Origin of the sequence: Streptomyces sp. NPDC088762, assembly GCF_044750905.1 — a bacterium.
GTDB lineage: Bacteria > Actinomycetota > Actinomycetes > Streptomycetales > Streptomycetaceae > Streptomyces.
On sequence record NZ_JBIVKT010000007.1, the window covers coordinates 87,021 to 103,776 of the forward strand.

At 69.0% G+C, this 16,756-nt stretch carries 18 protein-coding genes; all 18 read left to right on the forward strand.

The genetic code is table 11. The annotated features are described in order from the left end of the window. The first annotated feature begins 161 nt into the window (after positions 1-161). The 18 genes from ACIP5M_RS18370 to ACIP5M_RS18455 all read left to right on the forward strand — a co-directional run bounded on the left by ACIP5M_RS18370 (position 162) and on the right by ACIP5M_RS18455 (position 16,707). The gene (locus tag ACIP5M_RS18370; protein ID WP_401198181.1) at positions 162-1,262 is read left to right on the forward strand and encodes an LCP family protein; all 1,101 of its coding nucleotides are present in this window, start codon (positions 162-164) and stop codon (positions 1,260-1,262) included. A 161-nt stretch (positions 1,263-1,423) separates the two neighbouring features. Next, positions 1,424-1,642 carry a 50S ribosomal protein L31 gene (rpmE, locus tag ACIP5M_RS18375; RefSeq protein ID WP_362584353.1) on the forward strand — a complete coding sequence of 73 codons (219 nt, stop codon included), beginning with the start codon at positions 1,424-1,426 and terminating at the stop codon, positions 1,640-1,642. Between the two features lie 126 nt (positions 1,643-1,768). After that, complete coding sequence (gene prfA, locus ACIP5M_RS18380; RefSeq protein ID WP_401198184.1) at positions 1,769-2,848, forward strand: peptide chain release factor 1; 1,080 nt, start codon at positions 1,769-1,771, stop codon at positions 2,846-2,848. Positions 2,849-2,900: 52 nt separating this feature from the next. Next, positions 2,901-3,746, forward strand: a complete 846-nt coding sequence (gene prmC / locus ACIP5M_RS18385) for a peptide chain release factor N(5)-glutamine methyltransferase (RefSeq protein ID WP_401198187.1) — start codon at positions 2,901-2,903, stop codon at positions 3,744-3,746. Positions 3,747-3,795: 49 nt separating this feature from the next. Next, positions 3,796-4,443: an L-threonylcarbamoyladenylate synthase gene (locus ACIP5M_RS18390; protein ID WP_401198190.1), complete on the forward strand. Its 648-nt coding sequence runs from the start codon at positions 3,796-3,798 to the stop codon at positions 4,441-4,443. Then, positions 4,440-5,072 carry a protein-tyrosine-phosphatase gene (locus tag ACIP5M_RS18395; protein ID WP_401198193.1) on the forward strand — a complete coding sequence of 211 codons (633 nt, stop codon included), beginning with the start codon at positions 4,440-4,442 and terminating at the stop codon, positions 5,070-5,072. The genes ACIP5M_RS18390 and ACIP5M_RS18395 overlap by 4 nt, the downstream gene beginning before the upstream one ends. 283 nt (positions 5,073-5,355) lie before the next feature. Then, positions 5,356-6,585 carry a serine hydroxymethyltransferase gene (glyA, locus tag ACIP5M_RS18400; protein WP_401198196.1) on the forward strand — a complete coding sequence of 410 codons (1,230 nt, stop codon included), beginning with the start codon at positions 5,356-5,358 and terminating at the stop codon, positions 6,583-6,585. A gap of 104 nt (positions 6,586-6,689) precedes the next feature. After that, on the forward strand, positions 6,690-8,036 hold the full coding sequence (locus ACIP5M_RS18405; protein ID WP_401198533.1) for an MraY family glycosyltransferase: 1,347 nt from the start codon (positions 6,690-6,692) through the stop codon (positions 8,034-8,036). A gap of 274 nt (positions 8,037-8,310) precedes the next feature. Continuing rightward, positions 8,311-8,748, forward strand: a complete 438-nt coding sequence (locus ACIP5M_RS18410) for a hypothetical protein (RefSeq protein ID WP_401198198.1) — start codon at positions 8,311-8,313, stop codon at positions 8,746-8,748. Between the two features lie 270 nt (positions 8,749-9,018). Next, positions 9,019-9,789 carry a F0F1 ATP synthase subunit A gene (gene atpB, locus ACIP5M_RS18415; RefSeq protein ID WP_401198535.1) on the forward strand — a complete coding sequence of 257 codons (771 nt, stop codon included), beginning with the start codon at positions 9,019-9,021 and terminating at the stop codon, positions 9,787-9,789. 78 nt (positions 9,790-9,867) lie between these two features. After that, on the forward strand, positions 9,868-10,098 hold the full coding sequence (gene atpE, locus ACIP5M_RS18420) for an ATP synthase F0 subunit C (protein WP_328968503.1): 231 nt from the start codon (positions 9,868-9,870) through the stop codon (positions 10,096-10,098). A 36-nt stretch (positions 10,099-10,134) separates the two neighbouring features. Continuing rightward, positions 10,135-10,680 carry a F0F1 ATP synthase subunit B gene (locus ACIP5M_RS18425; protein WP_401198200.1) on the forward strand — a complete coding sequence of 182 codons (546 nt, stop codon included), beginning with the start codon at positions 10,135-10,137 and terminating at the stop codon, positions 10,678-10,680. Further along, positions 10,677-11,492, forward strand: coding sequence for a F0F1 ATP synthase subunit delta (locus tag ACIP5M_RS18430; RefSeq protein WP_401198203.1), 816 nt, complete (start codon positions 10,677-10,679; stop codon positions 11,490-11,492). Before ACIP5M_RS18425 ends, ACIP5M_RS18430 begins: the two co-directional genes overlap by 4 nt. A gap of 129 nt (positions 11,493-11,621) precedes the next feature. Continuing rightward, a complete protein-coding gene (gene atpA, locus ACIP5M_RS18435; RefSeq protein ID WP_401198205.1) occupies positions 11,622-13,217 on the forward strand; it encodes a F0F1 ATP synthase subunit alpha in 1,596 nt (531 codons plus the stop codon). A 20-nt stretch (positions 13,218-13,237) separates the two neighbouring features. Next, a complete protein-coding gene (locus ACIP5M_RS18440; RefSeq protein ID WP_401198208.1) occupies positions 13,238-14,155 on the forward strand; it encodes a F0F1 ATP synthase subunit gamma in 918 nt (305 codons plus the stop codon). Next, positions 14,155-15,597 (forward strand): F0F1 ATP synthase subunit beta, encoded by a 1,443-nt coding sequence (gene atpD / locus ACIP5M_RS18445; RefSeq protein WP_136224964.1) that lies wholly within the window; start codon positions 14,155-14,157, stop codon positions 15,595-15,597. Before ACIP5M_RS18440 ends, atpD begins: the two co-directional genes overlap by 1 nt. A gap of 164 nt (positions 15,598-15,761) precedes the next feature. After that, on the forward strand, positions 15,762-16,136 hold the full coding sequence (locus ACIP5M_RS18450) for a F0F1 ATP synthase subunit epsilon (protein ID WP_401198211.1): 375 nt from the start codon (positions 15,762-15,764) through the stop codon (positions 16,134-16,136). A gap of 124 nt (positions 16,137-16,260) precedes the next feature. Next, a complete protein-coding gene (locus tag ACIP5M_RS18455) occupies positions 16,261-16,707 on the forward strand; it encodes a DUF2550 domain-containing protein (protein ID WP_401198213.1) in 447 nt (148 codons plus the stop codon). The last annotated feature ends 49 nt before the right edge of the window (positions 16,708-16,756 follow it).

Consider the following 16,756-nt stretch of genomic DNA (forward strand, 5'->3'; position numbering starts at 1 on the left):
CACACCGCGCACGGCGGATCCTCCCGGCCGGGCCGGGGTGCCACGGCGGCCGTGGAACCCTGGAGCGCGTTCCCCCGTCTGTGTCAGCAGACGCAGAGCACGCACGGACGCAGAGCGCACAGACGCGGTGCACCGGTACCGGATCCAGGACTGAGGAGAGCATGAGCGAGGAAAGCAACGGCCGCGGCCGGCGCGCCGCGGGCCGGCGCCGACGGAAACCGCCGGCGCGCCGCAGAGCCCTCGCCATCGCCGCGTGGAGCGCAGCGGGCGTGGTCCTGCTGGGCGGGGCGGGCCTCGGCTACTTCTACGTCAAGTTCAACGGCAACCTGAAGACCGTCGACATCGACCAGGCGCTCGGCACCGACCGCCCGCAGAACGTGGACAACGGCTCGATGGACATCCTCGTCCTCGGCTCCGACTCCCGCGGCGGCGCCAACGGCGAGTACGGCCAGGACGACGGCGGTTCCGCGCGCTCCGACACCGCGATGATCATCCACCTGTACGAGGGCCACAAGAAGGCCAGTGTCGTGTCCATACCCCGCGACACCATGGTCCCGCGGCCCTCCTGCACCCTCCCCAACGGCAAGACCGACCCCGGCGGCACGCGCACGCAGTTCAACGAGGCCTTCTCCACCGGCGGGGCGGCCTGCGCGGTCAAGACCGTCGAGAAGATGTCGGGGATCCGCATGGACCACTACATCGAGGTCGACTTCACCGGGTTCAAGAAGATCATCGACACCCTCGGCGGCGTCGAGGTGACCACCACCAAGCCGATCAAGGACGGGGCCAGCCACCTCGACCTCGCCGCCGGCCCCAACAAGCTCAACGGCGAGCAGGCCCTCGGCCTCGTCCGCACCCGCAAGAGCGTCGGCGACGGCAGCGACCTGGGCCGAATACAGCTCCAGCAGGCCTTCATCAAGGCACTGATCAAGCAGGTCAAGAGCATCGGGCTGTTCGACAACCCCAAGCGGCTGCTCGACCTCGCCGACAACGCGACCAAGGCGATCACCACCGACAAGGCGCTCGGCGATGTGAAGTCCCTCATGGGCTTCGCGCAGGGCCTCCAGGGCATCGACGCCGGCGACATGCAGATGATCACGCTCCCGGTCACCACCGACGCCCGGGACACCAACCGCGTCGCCCCGCTGACCAAGGAGTCCAAGATGGTCTGGGACGCCCTGCTGGCCGACCAGACGATCCCCGCCGAGGCCACCGTGAATTCGAGCGGGGACAAGAGCACCGCTGGCTCGATCGTCCAGTGAGGACCCGCCCGGAATAGATGCCGGCCCCCTTCCGTTGAGGGAGGCGTCCTCAGAATTTTGACAGGCAGCCCCGTCCTGGCAGACTGGTCTGTCGGCCCCGGTTCACGCAGCGCGCAATTCGGCTCCTGCGACCCGGCGCCCTCCCGAATCTAGGAGACACCTTGAAGAGCGAGATCCACCCCGAGTACGTCGAGACCCAGGTCAGCTGCACCTGTGGCGCGTCGTTCACCACCCGCTCCACGCTGACCAGCGGCACCATCCGTGCCGAGGTCTGCTCCGAGTGCCACCCGTTCTACACGGGCAAGCAGAAGATCCTCGACACCGGTGGCCGCGTGGCCCGCTTCGAGGCTCGCTTCGGCAAGGGTGCGGCCAAGAAGTAGCGCGACCCAGGCGCCGGTCACCGGCCGCTCCCTGTCCATGCGGGGGTGGCCGGACCGGCGCCTTTGTCGTCGTCCAGCCCCGTCACCCAGTGCCGTTCTTTCTTACTTTCACCACAGGAGCCCCCGATGTTCGAGGCGGTCGAGGAACTGATCGGCGAGCACGCCGATCTTGAGACGAAGCTCGCCGACCCTTCGGTCCACTCGGATCAGGCCAACGCGCGCAAGCTGAACAAGCGCTACGCGGAGCTGACGCCGATCGTCGCGACCTTCCGTGCGTGGAAGCAGGCGGCCGAGGACATCGAGACGGCCAAGGAGTTCGCGGCCGACGACCCCGACTTCGCGGCCGAGGTCAAGGAGCTGACGGCGCAGCGCGAGGAGCTCACCGAGAAGCTCCGCCTGCTGCTGGTCCCGCGCGACCCCAGCGACGACAAGGACGTGCTCCTCGAGGTCAAGGCGGGCGCGGGCGGCGACGAGTCGGCGCTGTTCGCCGGCGACCTGCTGCGCATGTACCTGCGCTACGCCGAGCGCGTGGGCTGGAAGACCGAGATCATCGACGCCACCGAGTCCGAGCTCGGCGGCTACAAGGACGTCCAGGTCTCCGTCCGCACCAAGGGCGGCAACGGCGCCACCGAGCCCGGCCAGGGCGTGTGGGCCCGCCTGAAGTACGAGGGCGGCGTGCACCGCGTCCAGCGGGTTCCGGCCACCGAGTCGCAGGGCCGCATCCACACCTCCGCCGCCGGCGTGCTCGTCACCCCGGAGGCCGAGGAGGTCGAGGTCGAGATCAACGCGAACGACCTCCGCATCGACGTGTACCGCTCCTCCGGTCCCGGCGGCCAGTCCGTCAACACCACCGACTCGGCCGTGCGCATCACGCACATCCCGACCGGTGTGGTCGCCTCCTGCCAGAACGAGAAGAGCCAGCTCCAGAACAAGGAGCAGGCCATGCGCATCCTGCGTTCGCGCCTGCTGGCCGCGGCCCAGGAAGCCGCCGAGCAGGAGGCCTCCGACGTGCGCCGCAGCCAGGTGCGCTCCGTGGACCGCTCCGAGAAGATCCGCACGTACAACTTCCCGGAAAACCGGATCTCGGACCACCGCACCGGCTTCAAGGCGTACAACTTGGACCAGGTGCTCGACGGCGACCTCGACTCGGTCATCCAGGCCTGTGTCGACGCCGACTCCGCGGCCAAGCTCGCCGCCGCGCAGTAGAGCCGCAACGACCCGTACCACCCCCCGTACGACAGCAGCCCGGAGGACCAGCGTGAACTTGCTGCTTGCCGAGGTGGCCCAGGCCACCCAGCGGCTGGCCGCCGCCGGCGTGCCCTCACCGCGCTTCGACGCGGAGGAGCTCGCGGCCTTCGTGCACGGCGTCAAGCGGGGGGAACTGCACCACGTCAAGGACGCGGACTTCGACGCCCGGTACTGGGAGGCCATCGCCCGCCGCGAGGCGCGCGAGCCGCTCCAGCACATCACCGGCCGCGCCTTCTTCCGGTACCTGGAGCTCCAGGTCGGGCCCGGGGTGTTCGTGCCGCGGCCCGAGACCGAGTCGGTCGTGGACTGGGCCATACACGCCGTCCGGGCGATGGACGTCGTCGAGCCGCTGATCGTCGACCTGTGCGCCGGCTCCGGGGCCATCGCACTGGCCATGGCGCAGGAGGTGCCGCGCTCGCGCGTGCACGCGGTCGAGCTGTCAGAGGACGCCCTGCGGTGGACCCGGAAGAACGCCGAGGGCTCCCGGGTCACCGTCCACCAGGGCGACGCGCTCAGCGCGCTGCCGGAGCTGGACGGCCAGGTGGACCTGGTGATTTCCAATCCGCCGTACATCCCGCTCACCGAGTGGGAGTACGTCGCCCCCGAGGCCCGCGACCACGATCCGGAGATGGCGCTCTTCTCCGGCGAGGACGGTCTCGACACCATCCGCGGGCTGGAGCGCACCGCCCACCGGCTGCTGAGGCCGGGCGGCATCGTCGTCATCGAGCACGCCGACACCCAGGGCGGACAGGTGCCCTGGATCTTCGCCGAGGAGAGGGGCTGGGCCGACGCGGCCGACCACCCCGACCTCAACAACCGTCCCCGCTTCGCGACCGCCCGCAAGGCACTGCCGTGACCGGCGCGACCCTTCCCGTCACCCCCCTGCTGCTTGAGGAGGCCCGCTGATGGCCCGGCGATACGACTGCAACGACGCGACGGACCGCAAGACGGGCCTGCGCGAAGCCGCATCCGCCGTGCGCCGCGGCGAGCTCGTCGTGCTGCCCACCGACACCCTGTACGGGATCGGCGCGGACGCCTTCAGCCCGGAGGCCGTGCACGACCTGCTGGCCGCCAAGGGGCGGGGCCGTGGCATGCCCACCCCGGTGCTCATCGGTTCCCCGAACACCCTGCACGGCCTGGTCACGGACTTCTCCGAGCAGGCGTGGGAGCTCGTCGACGCCTTCTGGCCGGGCGCGCTGACGCTCGTCGCCAAGCACCAGCCCTCGCTCGCGTGGGACCTCGGCGACACCCACGGGACCGTGGCCGTACGGATGCCCCTGCACCCCGTCGCGATCGAGCTGCTGACCGAGGTCGGCCCGATGGCGGTCTCCTCGGCCAACCTGTCGGGGCAGCCGGCACCCGAGGACTGCGACGCGGCGCGCGAGATGCTCGGGGACTCCGTGTCCGTGTACCTGGACGGCGGCCCGACGCCGGGCATCCAGCCGTCGTCGATCGTCGACGTCACCGGGAAGGTTCCCCTCCTGCTGCGCGAGGGGGCGCTCACCGCGGACCAGCTGCGGGAGGTCGTACCCGACCTCGAGGTCGCCCCGTGAGCCCTGAGGGGCGTGGCATAGCGAGGGACTCTTTCCGCATACTCCACGTCAGCACCGGCAACGTGTGCCGCTCGCCCATCACCGAGCGGCTGACGCGGCACGCCCTCTCGCACCGGCTGGGGGGTCTGGTGACGGGCGACCTCATCGTGGAGAGCGCCGGTACGTGGGGGCACGAGGGCGCGCCGATGGAGGCCAACGCGGCCGCCGTACTGGCGGACTTCGGGGCGGACGCCTCCGGGTTCACCGGGCGGGAACTGCTGGACGAGCACGTCATCCGGGCCGACCTGGTGCTGACCGCCACGCGGGACCACCGGGCGCAGGTCATCTCGATGGGTCACTCGGCGGGGCTGCGGACCTTCACGCTGAAGGAGTTCACGCGGCTGGTCCGGGCGATAGATCCGGCCACGCTGCCGCCGCTGGACGACGGGATGGCGGAGCGGGCGCGGGCGCTGGTGCGGGCCGCCGCTGCGCTGCGGGGGTGGCTGCTGGCGCCGTCGCCCGACGCGGACGAGGTGTACGACCCGTACGGGGCGCCGATCACCTTCTTCCGCTCGATCGGCGACGAGATCAACCAGGCGCTGGACCCGGTGGTCACCGCCCTGACGGGCGTCACCGCTTCCCACCGCTGACCCGCGGGGCCGTTCCCGCTGCGCGGGGCTTCCCCCACCCCGCCCTTCCGCCGTTCCCCTGGGCGCCGCCCCGGACCCCGCGCCTCAATCGCCGGCGCGGCTCGCTGTGCCTCCGGCGGCGCCTCAAACGCCGGCGAGGCTGGATTCGGCCACTGCCGTCCGTCAGGCGCGGGTGCGGGCGGAGCCCCGGATCCTTGGCGGGGCACGGCGCAGCCGCGAGGCGGGATGGGGCTCGGCGGCCTACAGTGGCTGCTACCGGTACCCCCAGGGCGGGAGTCGCGCCATGAGCGTCATCACCCAGGCCGCGGATGCCCTGCGGCAGCAGGACCCGCAGATGGCCGACGTCCTCGAAGGGGAGCGGCAGCGGCAGGCGGCCACACTGCAGCTGATCGCCGCCGAGAACTTCACCTCGCCCGCCGTGCGCGCCGCGCTCGGCTCCTGCCTGTCCAACAAGTACGCCGAGGGATACCCCGGCGCCCGCTACCACGGCGGCTGCGAGTACGTGGACGCGGCCGAGCAGCTCGCCGTCGAGCGGGCGAAGGCACTGTTCGGGGCCGAGCACGCCAACGTGCAGCCGCACTCCGGGTCCTCCGCCGTACTGGCCGCGTACGCGGCGCTGCTGCGGCCCGGGGACACCGTCCTGGCGATGGGGCTCCCGTACGGCGGCCACCTCACGCACGGCTCGCCCACCAACTTCTCCGGCCGGTGGTTCGACTTCGTCGGGTACGGGGTCGACCCCGGGACGGGGCTCATCGACTACCACCAGGTGCAGCAACTGGCCCGCACGCACCGGCCCAAGGCCATCGTCTGCGGGTCCATCTCCTATCCCCGGCACCCCGAGTACTCGGCCTTCCGGGAGATCGCCGACGAGGTGGGGGCGTACCTCATCGCCGACGCCGCGCACCCGATCGGCCTGGTCGCGGGCGGCGCCGCGCCCAGCCCCGTCCCGTACGCCGACGTCGTCTGCGCCACCACCCACAAGGTGCTGCGAGGACCGCGCGGCGGGATGATCCTGTGCGGCGCCGAGTTCGCCGAGCGGATCGACCGGGCGGTGTTCCCCTTCACCCAGGGCGGCGCCCAGATGCACACCATCGCGGCCAAGGCCGTGGCCTTCGGGGAGGCCGCCGGGCCGGCCTTCACCACCTACGCCCACCGGGTCGTCGCCCACGCGCGGGCGCTCGCCGAGGCGCTGGAGGGGTACGGCTTCACCATCACCACCGGCGGGACCGACACGCACCTGATCACCGCCGATCCGGCGCCCCTCGGCGTCGACGGACCGACCGCCCGCGGCCGGCTCGCCGCCGCCGGGATCGTCCTCGACACCTGCGCCCTGCCGTACGGGGACCAGCGCGGCATCCGCCTGGGCACCGCGGCCGTGACCACCCAGGGGATGGGGGAGGCGGAGATGCACCGCATCGCGGGGCTGTTCGCCGCCGCACTGCAGGGGGACGCCGCGAAGACACGTACGGAGGTCAACGAGCTCACGCAGGGATTTCCCCCTTACGGGGAGTAATCGGGACAAGCGGGGCGTACTGCAACCGGTATCCGGCCCCCTCGCGTCCTAGGAGGAGGGGACATCGCAGCTAATGTGTGGGGCTGAGATGGCCGGCGATACATCTGGGGCAGCCCGTGCGTGAATATCTGCTGACGCTTTGCGTCACGGTCGCGGTGACCTACCTGCTGACCGGGCCCGTGCGGAAGTTCGCGATCGCGGCCGGGGCCATGCCGGAGATCCGCGCCCGCGACGTGCACCGCGAGCCCACGCCGCGGCTCGGCGGCATCGCGATGTTCGGCGGACTGTGCGCCGGCCTGCTGGTCGCCGACCACCTGCGGAACCTCAACGGCGTCTTCGAGCTGTCGAACGAACCGCGCGCGCTGCTCTCCGGTGCGGCCCTGATCTGGCTGGTCGGCGTACTCGACGACAAGTTCGAGCTCGACGCCCTGATCAAGCTCGGCGCGCAGATGATCTCCGCCGGCGTGATGGTCATGCAGGGTCTGACCATCCTGTGGATCCCCGTCCCCGGCATCGGCACGGTCCCGCTTACCCAGTGGCAGGGCAACCTGCTCACCGTGGCCCTCGTCGTGATCACCATCAACGCCGTGAACTTCGTGGACGGACTGGACGGCCTGGCCGCCGGCATGGTCTGCATCGCCGCCACCGCGCTCTTCCTCTACGCGTACCGGATCTGGTTCGGATACGGCATCGAGTCGGCCGCGCCCGCGACCCTCTTCGCCGCGATCCTGATGGGCATGTGCCTGGGCTTCCTGCCGCACAACATGCACCCCGCCCGGATCTTCATGGGCGATTCCGGCTCGATGCTCATCGGCCTGGTGCTGGCCGCCTCCGCCATCTCCCTCACCGGACAGGTGGACCCGGACGCCCTGGCGCTCTTCGCGGGCGGTGAGCGCAACGCGACGCACGCGATGCTCCCCGCCTACATCCCGCTGATCCTGCCGCTGACGGTCATCGCGATCCCGATGGCGGACCTGATCCTCGCCATCGTGCGGCGCACCTGGAAGGGTCAGTCCCCCTTCGCCGCGGACCGCGGACACCTGCACCACCGGCTGCTGGAACTCGGGCATTCCCACAGCCGCGCGGTCCTCATCATGTATTTCTGGTCAGGGCTGATCGCCTTCGGCACGGTGGCCTATTCGGTGCATTCCGCCTCGATGTGGATCGTGCTCGCGATCGCCGCGCTGAGCGCGGTGGGCCTGACCCTGCTGCTCCTGCCCCGCTTCACCCCGCGCGCTCCGCGCTGGGCCCACGGACTGGTGCCGCCGCGCTACCGGCACGCCGTACGGGCCGCCGAGGCCGCGGCGGAGGCGGCCGCCCGGGACGCCTCGGGCACCGAGCCGGAGCCCGTCAGGCCGATCGCGGCGGGTGTGTCCGGCGTCAACGGGGCGACCGCCGTAGGCCCCCGTTCGCGCTTCCCCGACCGGCGTAAGGCCGGTTCGACCCGCTGACGGCGGGGGTCCATGTCGGAAATGAACGCCCTTTACCAGACAAGTCGACTCGCTGTCGCGCACACACGCGCAGGGTCCCTCTCATGTGTGACAGTCAGCACACCCGGCAGGTAAAGCTCTCATCAAATAGTTTGTGATACCGTTCACTAAACCCGGCGACAGAGCCGAAGGACCGTAGTGCGACGGTCCCTTGGCCCGAGGTTCCCTCTCGGACCGGGCTTACGCTCGTCCCGTACGAGTCCAGTGCCCCCACCACCACGCGGAGCAAACCGCCATGCGGTCAGATGACGTCCGATCCCTCCTGCAAACCGCCGTACCCACCGCTGCCGCCGGCGCTGTAGTCGCCGCGATCAGTGCTGTGGTCGCCGGCGGCAAGGGGGCGCTCGGAGCCGTTGTCGGAACGCTGATCGTGGTCCTCTTCATGGGAATCGGTCTCGTCGTCCTGCAGCGCACCGCCAAGTCCCTGCCGCAGTTGTTCCAGGCGATGGGGCTCATGCTCTACACCGCTCAGCTGCTGCTGTTGCTTGTCTTCGTCGCCGTGTTCAAAGACACGACGCTGTTCAACCCCAAGGCCTTCGCGGCCTCCCTGATCGTTTCCACCCTGGTGTGGATCGGCGCTCAGGCGCGTGCTCACATGAAGGCGAAAATCCTTTACGTCGAACCGGACTCGGTGCAGGGCGAAAAGCCCCACGACCCGGGATCGAAGCCGTGAAGGGTAGGGGCGGGATAAGGTCGCGTTCGGGATGCTGCTATCGTCCGATGCCAACTGCGGCATTGCGGGCGCGGGCATCTGAGCTGACGCCTGTTCCATCGCGAGGCTCGATGCCTGATCGCCGCCCCATCATCCGTAACACCAGTCCAGTGCCGAACCGCGGCTGTCCGCCGCGCCGACACAACGAGGTTGCCGTACCTATGCGCCACGCTGAAGGAGCCCGCGGTGAGTGCTGACCAGACTCTGGCCTTTGACTGGAGCTGCCGCATCCTGTCCGACAACGGCTGTGGCTTTCCCGCTCCGGGGCTGCACTCCTTCCTGTTCCAGCCGATCGGGACGATCGGCGGGTTCGAATTCAACAAGGTGATGCTGCTGGCCCTGATCACTTCCGTCCTCGTCGTCGCCTTCTTCTGGGCGGCGTTCGGCAAGGCGAAGGTGGTCCCCGGAAAGCTCCAGATGGTCGGCGAGGCCGGATACGACTTCGTACGCCGCGGCATCGTCTACGAGACGCTCGGCAAGCGTGAGGGCGAGAAGTACGTCCCCCTCATGGTCTCGCTGTTCTTCTTCATCTGGATCATGAACATCTGGTCCGTGATCCCGCTGGCGCAGTTCCCGGTCTCGTCGATCATCGCGTACCCGATGGTCCTCGCTCTGCTCGTCTATGTGCTCTGGGTGGGCCTGACCTTCAAGAAGCACGGTTTCGTCGGCTTCTTCAAGAACGTCACGGGATACGACAAGTCGCTCGGCCCGGTGCTCCCGCTCGTGATGGTCATCGAGTTCTTCTCGAACCTGCTCGTGCGGCCCTTCACCCACGCGGTGCGACTGTTCGCGAACATGTTCGCCGGTCACCTGATGCTGGTCATGTTCACGGTTGCCTCGTGGTACCTGCTGAACGGCGCGCTGATCCCCGCGGCCGGCGTCTCCTTCGTCATGACCATGGTCATGATCCTCTTCGAGCTTTTCGTGCAGGCGGTTCAGGCGTACGTGTTCGTGCTCCTTGCCTGCTCCTACATTCAGGGCGCTCTCGCAGAGCACCACTGAGCCTTTCCCGCCCCGCAAACCACACAGTCGTCCGGTGGCCAACCCCCACCGGTCCGTGAAAGAGAAGGAAGATCCGGCATGTCTCAGACCCTTGCAGCCGTCAGCGGTTCCCTCGGCTCCATCGGCTACGGTCTCGCCGCCATCGGCCCCGGCGTCGGCGTCGGCATCATCTTCGGTAACGGCACCCAGGCCCTCGCGCGTCAGCCCGAGGCTGCGGGCCTGATCCGCGCCAACCAGATCCTCGGCTTCGCCTTCTGTGAGGCGCTCGCCCTCATCGGCATCGTTATGCCGTTCGTGTTCGGTAAGTAATCACTTCTTACCTGACCATCGACGAAAGGCATTGATGTGATCGCCAACCTGGTTCTGGCGGCCGCGGAAGAGCAGAACCCGCTCATTCCGCCGGGCCCTGAACTTCTTGTCGGCGCCATCGCCTTCGCCATCGTCTTCTTCTTCTTCGCGAAGAAGCTCCTCCCGAACATCAACAAGGTTCTGGACGAGCGTCGCGAGGCCATCGAAGGCGGTATCGAGAAGGCGGAAGCCGCTCAGACCGAGGCTCAGAGCGTGCTGGAGCAGTACAAGGCCCAGCTCGCCGAGGCCCGGCACGAGGCCGCGCGCCTGCGCCAGGAAGCGCTGGAGCAGGGCACTGCGCTCAAGGAAGAACTGCGCGCAGAGGGCCAGCGGCAGCGTGAGGAGATCATCGCTGCCGGCCACGCCCAGATTGCGGCGGACCGCAAGGCCGCCTCTCAGGCGCTGCGTCAGGACGTGGGCAAGCTCGCCACCGACCTGGCCGGAAAGCTCGTCGGCGAGTCCCTTGAGGACCACGCCCGGCAGAGCCGCACGATCGACCGCTTCCTCAGCGAGCTCGAGGAGAAGGCCGAGGCCGCCCGATGAACGGAGCGAGCCGCGAGGCGCTGGCCTCCGCGCGCGAGCGTCTCGACGCGCTGACGGACAACACGTCCGTCGACGCGGCGAAGCTCGCCGGTGAGCTGGCAGCCGTCACCGCGCTGCTCGACCGTGAGGTCTCGCTGCGTCGGGTCATCACGGACCCGGCGCAGTCCGGTGAGGCCAAGGCCGAGCTGGTGGGCCGGCTGCTGTCCGGCCAGGTGGGCGGGGAGACCCTCGACCTGGTGTCCGGCATGGCCCGGTCCCGCTGGTCGCAGTCCCGTGACCTGGTGGACTCGCTGGAGGAGCTGGCGGCCACCGCCGACCTCACGGCGGCCCAGCAGGGCGACGCGCTCGACAACGTCGAGGACGAGGTGTTCCGGTTCGGCCGGATCGTGTCCTCGAGCACCGAGCTGCGCGCCGCGCTGACCGAGCGGGCGGCCACCACCTCCGCCAAGAGCGAGCTGCTGCGCGGCCTGCTCGGCGGCAAGGTGAACGCCGTCACCGAGCGCCTGGTGACGCGTCTTGTCACGCACCCGCGTGGACGTAGCCTGGAAGCGGGACTCGAGTCCCTCTCCAAGCTCGCCGCCGAGCGCCGTGACCGCATGGTCGCCAACGTGACCAGCGCGGTTCCGCTCAGCGACGTGCAGAAGGCGCGTCTCGGCGCTGTGCTGGCCAAGCTGTACGGCCGCCAGATGCACCTGAACCTCGACGTGGACCCCGAGGTCCTCGGCGGGATCTCGGTGCGTGTCGGCGACGAGGTCATCGACGGCACCATCGCGGACCGCCTCGCCGAGGCGTCCCGCCGCATGGCCGGCTGACCAGCCACCAATAGAACAACGCATTCCTAGCGGCCCGGTTGGGCCGTGCAGAACTTGCAGAAGATTCCTGGGGGTCGCCCCCAGACCCCTAAGAAGCTTCAGGCCCAACAAGGAGAGCAGGGAACCCAGATGGCGGAGCTCACGATCCGGCCGGAGGAGATCCGGGACGCACTGGAGAACTTTGTCCAGTCGTACCAGCCGGACGCGGCCTCGCGCGAGGAGGTCGGAACGGTCAGCGTTGCCGGCGACGGCATCGCGAAGGTGGAGGGTCTGCCCTCCGCCATGGCGAACGAGCTGCTGAAGTTCGAGGACGGCACCCTCGGTCTCGCCCTCAACCTCGAGGAGCGCGAGATCGGTGCGATCGTCCTCGGCGAGTTCAGCGGTATCGAGGAGGGCCAGCCGGTGCAGCGCACCGGTGAGGTTCTCTCCGTAGGTGTCGGCGAGGGCTACCTCGGCCGCGTTGTCGACCCGCTCGGCAACCCGATCGACGGCCTCGGCGAGATCGCGACCGAGGGCCGCCGCGCCCTCGAGCTGCAGGCCCCGGGCGTCATGGTCCGCAAGTCGGTGCACGAGCCCATGCAGACCGGCTACAAGGCCGTCGACGCGATGGTGCCGATCGGCCGCGGCCAGCGTCAGCTGATCATCGGCGACCGTCAGACGGGTAAGACCGCTCTGGCCGTCGACACGATCATCAACCAGCGCGACAACTGGCGCTCCGGCGACGTGAACAAGCAGGTCCGCTGCATCTACGTCGCCATCGGCCAGAAGGGCTCGACCATCGCGTCCGTTCGCGGCGCCCTGGAAGAGGCCGGCGCGCTCGAGTACACGACGATCGTCGCCGCCCCGGCGTCCGACCCGGCCGGCTTCAAGTACCTGGCGCCGTACACCGGTTCCGCCATCGGCCAGCACTGGATGTACGCCGGCAAGCACGTCCTGATCATCTTCGACGACCTGTCGAAGCAGGCCGACGCCTACCGCGCCGTGTCGCTGCTGCTGCGCCGCCCGCCGGGCCGTGAGGCCTACCCGGGTGACGTCTTCTACCTGCACTCGCGTCTGCTGGAGCGTTGCGCCAAGCTCTCCGACGAGATGGGTGCCGGTTCGATGACCGGTCTGCCGATCGTCGAGACCAAGGCCAACGACGTCTCGGCGTTCATCCCGACCAACGTCATCTCCATCACCGACGGCCAGTGCTTCCTGGAGTCCGACCTGTTCAACGCGGGCCAGCGCCCGGCGCTGAACGTCGGTATCTCGGTCTCCCGCGTCGGTGGCTCCGCCCAGCACAAGGCCATGAAGCAGGTTTCCGGCCGTCTGCGCGTGGACCTCGCCCAGTACCGCGAGCTGGAGGCGTTCGCCGCCTTCGGTTCCGACCTGGACGCCGCGTCGAAGGCCTCGCTGGAGCGCGGCAAGCGCATGGTCGAGCTGCTGAAGCAGGGCCAGTACCAGCCGATGCCCGTCGAGGAGCAGGTCGTCTCCGTCTGGGCCGGCACCACCGGCAAGATGGACGACGTCCCGGTCAACGACATCCGTCGCTTCGAGTCGGAGCTGCTGGAGCACCTGCGCCGCGAGCGCAAGGACCTCCTCACCTCCATCGCCGAGGGCGGCAAGATGTCGGACGACACCCTGACGTCGATCGCTGACGCCATCGCCGGCTTCAAGCGCCAGTTCGAGACCTCGGACGGCAAGCTCCTGGGCGAGGACGCGCCGGCCGTCAACGTCTCCAAGTGACGACGGAAGGGACCTGACTCATGGGAGCGCAGCTCCGGGTCTACAAGCGTCGCATCCGTGCCGTCACGGCGACCAAGAAGATCACCAAGGCGATGGAGATGATCGCCGCCTCGCGCATCGTCAAGGCGCAGCGCAAGGTGGCGGCATCGATGCCGTACGCGACCGAGCTCACCCGTGCGGTGACCGCGGTGGCGACCGGTTCGAACACGAAGCACGCCCTGACCACCGAGGTCGAGGCGCCGACCCGCGCCGCGGTCCTGCTCATCACGAGCGACCGCGGTCTGGCCGGCGGCTACTCCTCGAACGCCATCAAGCAGGCGGACCGGCTCACCGAGCGGCTGCGCGCTGAGGGCAAGGAGGTCGACAGCTACATCGTCGGCCGCAAGGGTGTCGCCTACTACGGCTTCCGTGAGCGCAAGGTCGCGGAGTCGTGGACCGGATTCACCGACAGCCCGGCCTACGCCGACGCCAAGCGCGTCGCGGCGCCGCTGATCGAGGCCATCCAGACGGACACGGCCGAGGGCGGCGTCGACGAGCTGCACATCGTCTACACGGAATTCGTGTCGATGATGACGCAGAACGCGGTGGACGGCCGGATGCTGCCGCTCAGCCTCGACCAGGCCGCGGAGGAGACCGGTACGAAGGGCGAGATCCTTCCGCTGTTCGACTTCGAGCCGTCGGCGGAGGACGTCCTCGACGCCCTGCTGCCGCGCTACGTCGAGAGCCGTATCTACAACGCACTGCTGCAGTCGGCCGCTTCCGAGCACGCCGCCCGCCGCCGCGCGATGAAGTCGGCCACCGACAACGCCGGGGACCTCATCAAGAGCCTCTCCCGGCTTGCCAACGCGGCCCGCCAGGCCGAAATCACCCAGGAAATCAGCGAGATCGTCGGTGGCGCGAGCGCCATGGCTGACGCGACCGCGGGGAGTGACAAGTAATGACGACCACTGTTGAGACGGCCGCCGCCACGGGCCGCGTCGCCCGGGTCATCGGCCCGGTCGTCGACGTGGAGTTCCCCGTCGACGCCATGCCCGAGATCTACAACGCCCTCAAGGTCCAGGTCGCCGACCCGGCCGAGGACGGCAAGCTCAAGACCCTGACCCTCGAGGTCGCGCAGCACCTGGGTGACGGCCTCGTCCGTACCATCTCGATGCAGCCGACCGACGGCCTGGTCCGCCAGGCCCCGGTGACCGACACGGGCGAGGGCATCACCGTCCCCGTCGGTGACTTCACCAAGGGCAAGGTCTTCAACACCCTGGGTGAGGTGCTCAACTACCCCGAGGCGAACGCCGAGGTCACCGAGCGCTGGCCCATCCACCGCAAGGCCCCGAGCTTCGACGAGCTCGAGTCCAAGACGGAGATGTTCGAGACCGGCGTCAAGGTCATCGACCTTCTCACCCCGTACGTCAAGGGTGGAAAGATCGGTCTGTTCGGTGGTGCCGGTGTCGGCAAGACCGTTCTGATCCAGGAAATGATCTACCGCGTCGCCAACAACCACGACGGTGTGTCGGTCTTCGCGGGCGTCGGTGAGCGTACCCGTGAGGGCAACGACCTCATCGAGGAGATGGGCGACTCGGGCGTCATCGACAAGACCGCCCTTGTCTTCGGCCAGATGGACGAGCCCCCGGGCACCCGTCTGCGCGTCGCCCTCGCCGGTCTGACCATGGCGGAGTACTTCCGCGATGTTCAGAAGCAGGACGTGCTGTTCTTCATCGACAACATCTTCCGGTACACCCAGGCGGGTTCCGAGGTGTCGACCCTGCTCGGCCGCATGCCCTCCGCGGTGGGTTACCAGCCGAACCTGGCCGACGAGATGGGTCTCCTCCAGGAGCGCATCACCTCGACCCGTGGTCACTCGATCACCTCGATGCAGGCGATCTACGTCCCCGCGGACGACCTGACCGACCCGGCGCCGGCGACCACCTTCGCCCACCTCGACGCGACGACGGTTCTTTCCCGTCCGATCTCCGAGAAGGGCATCTACCCGGCCGTGGACCCGCTGGACTCGACGTCCCGCATCCTCGACCCGCGGTACATCGCGGCGGACCACTACGCGGCCGCCATGCGTGTCAAGGGGATCCTGCAGAAGTACAAGGACCTCCAGGACATCATCGCGATCCTCGGTATCGACGAGCTGGGCGAGGAGGACAAGCTCGTTGTCCACCGTGCCCGTCGCGTCGAGCGCTTCCTGTCGCAGAACACCCACGTGGCGAAGCAGTTCACCGGCGTGGACGGTTCGGACGTCCCGCTCGACGAGTCGATCACCGCGTTCAACGCGATCTGCGACGGTGACTACGACCACTTCCCCGAGCAGGCGTTCTTCATGTGCGGTGGCATCGAGGACCTGAAGGCCAACGCCAAGGAGCTGGGCGTCTCCTGATCCGGCGCGCTCCGCGAGGAGCGCATCCGGTTCGCAGGCCCCCCGGCTTCGCCGGCAGGTGCCTCGACGGAGAGGGGCGGGTATGTCCCGTCCCTCTCCTCACGCCCATTAGAATTTGACCCAACACCCGGCTGACCCGCCGGGTGGTGACCCGAGGAGCCACCTTGGCTGCTGAGCTGCACGTCGAGCTGGTCGCGGCGGACCGCAATGTCTGGTCCGGCGAGGCCACCCTTGTTGTCGCCCGCACCACGTCCGGCGACATCGGCGTCATGCCCGGTCACCAGCCGCTTCTCGGTGTGCTGGAATCGGGCCCTGTGACCATCCGTACCAGCGAGGGCAACACTGTCGTCGCCGCGGTGCACGGCGGTTTCATCTCGTTCGCGGACAACAAGCTGTCCCTGCTGGCCGAGATCGCCGAGCTCGCCGACGAGATTGACGTCCAGCGTGCGGAGCGGGCACTGGAGCGCGCCAAGTCGGAGACCGACGCGGCCTCCGAGCGTCGCGCCGAAGTCCGTCTGCGCGCGGTCGCGGGGCGCTGAGCGCCGTACGAAACGTGTGAGACCTCAGCCGCGGTCCGTTCCGGAATTTTCCGGAGCGGGTCGCGGCTGAGGCGATGCAGGTCCGTTTTTCGTCTGTATTCGATGAGCGAGGAGGTCGGTGAAGATGCTCCTCGCTCTGCTTGTGAGCGGCCTGGTCGTAGCCCTGGTGGTGATCGGGCTGTTTGTCTTCGGGCTGCGCCGCAGACTGATCCAGCGCTCCGGCGGCACCTTCGACTGCAGCATGCGCTGGGGTGTGGCCGAGGAGCCCGACGTCTCCGGCAAGGGCTGGGTGTACGGGGTCGCGCGCTACAGCGGTGACCGCATCGACTGGTTCCGCGTCTTCAGCTACTCGCCCCGCCCGCGCCGGCTGCTGGAGCGGTCCTCCATCGAGGTCGTCGCCCGCCGCGCCCCCGAGGGCGAGGAGGAGCTGGCCCTGCTCTCCGACGCCGTGGTGCTCGGCTGCGTTCACCAGGGGACGCGCCTGGAGCTGGCGATGAGCGAGGACGCGCTGACCGGGTTCCTGGCCTGGCTGGAGGCGGCGCCTCCGGGGCAGCGTGTGAACGTGGCGTAGTCGGTCCCTGACATGAGGAAGCCGGGGAGACGGGGGCGGACCCGTCTCC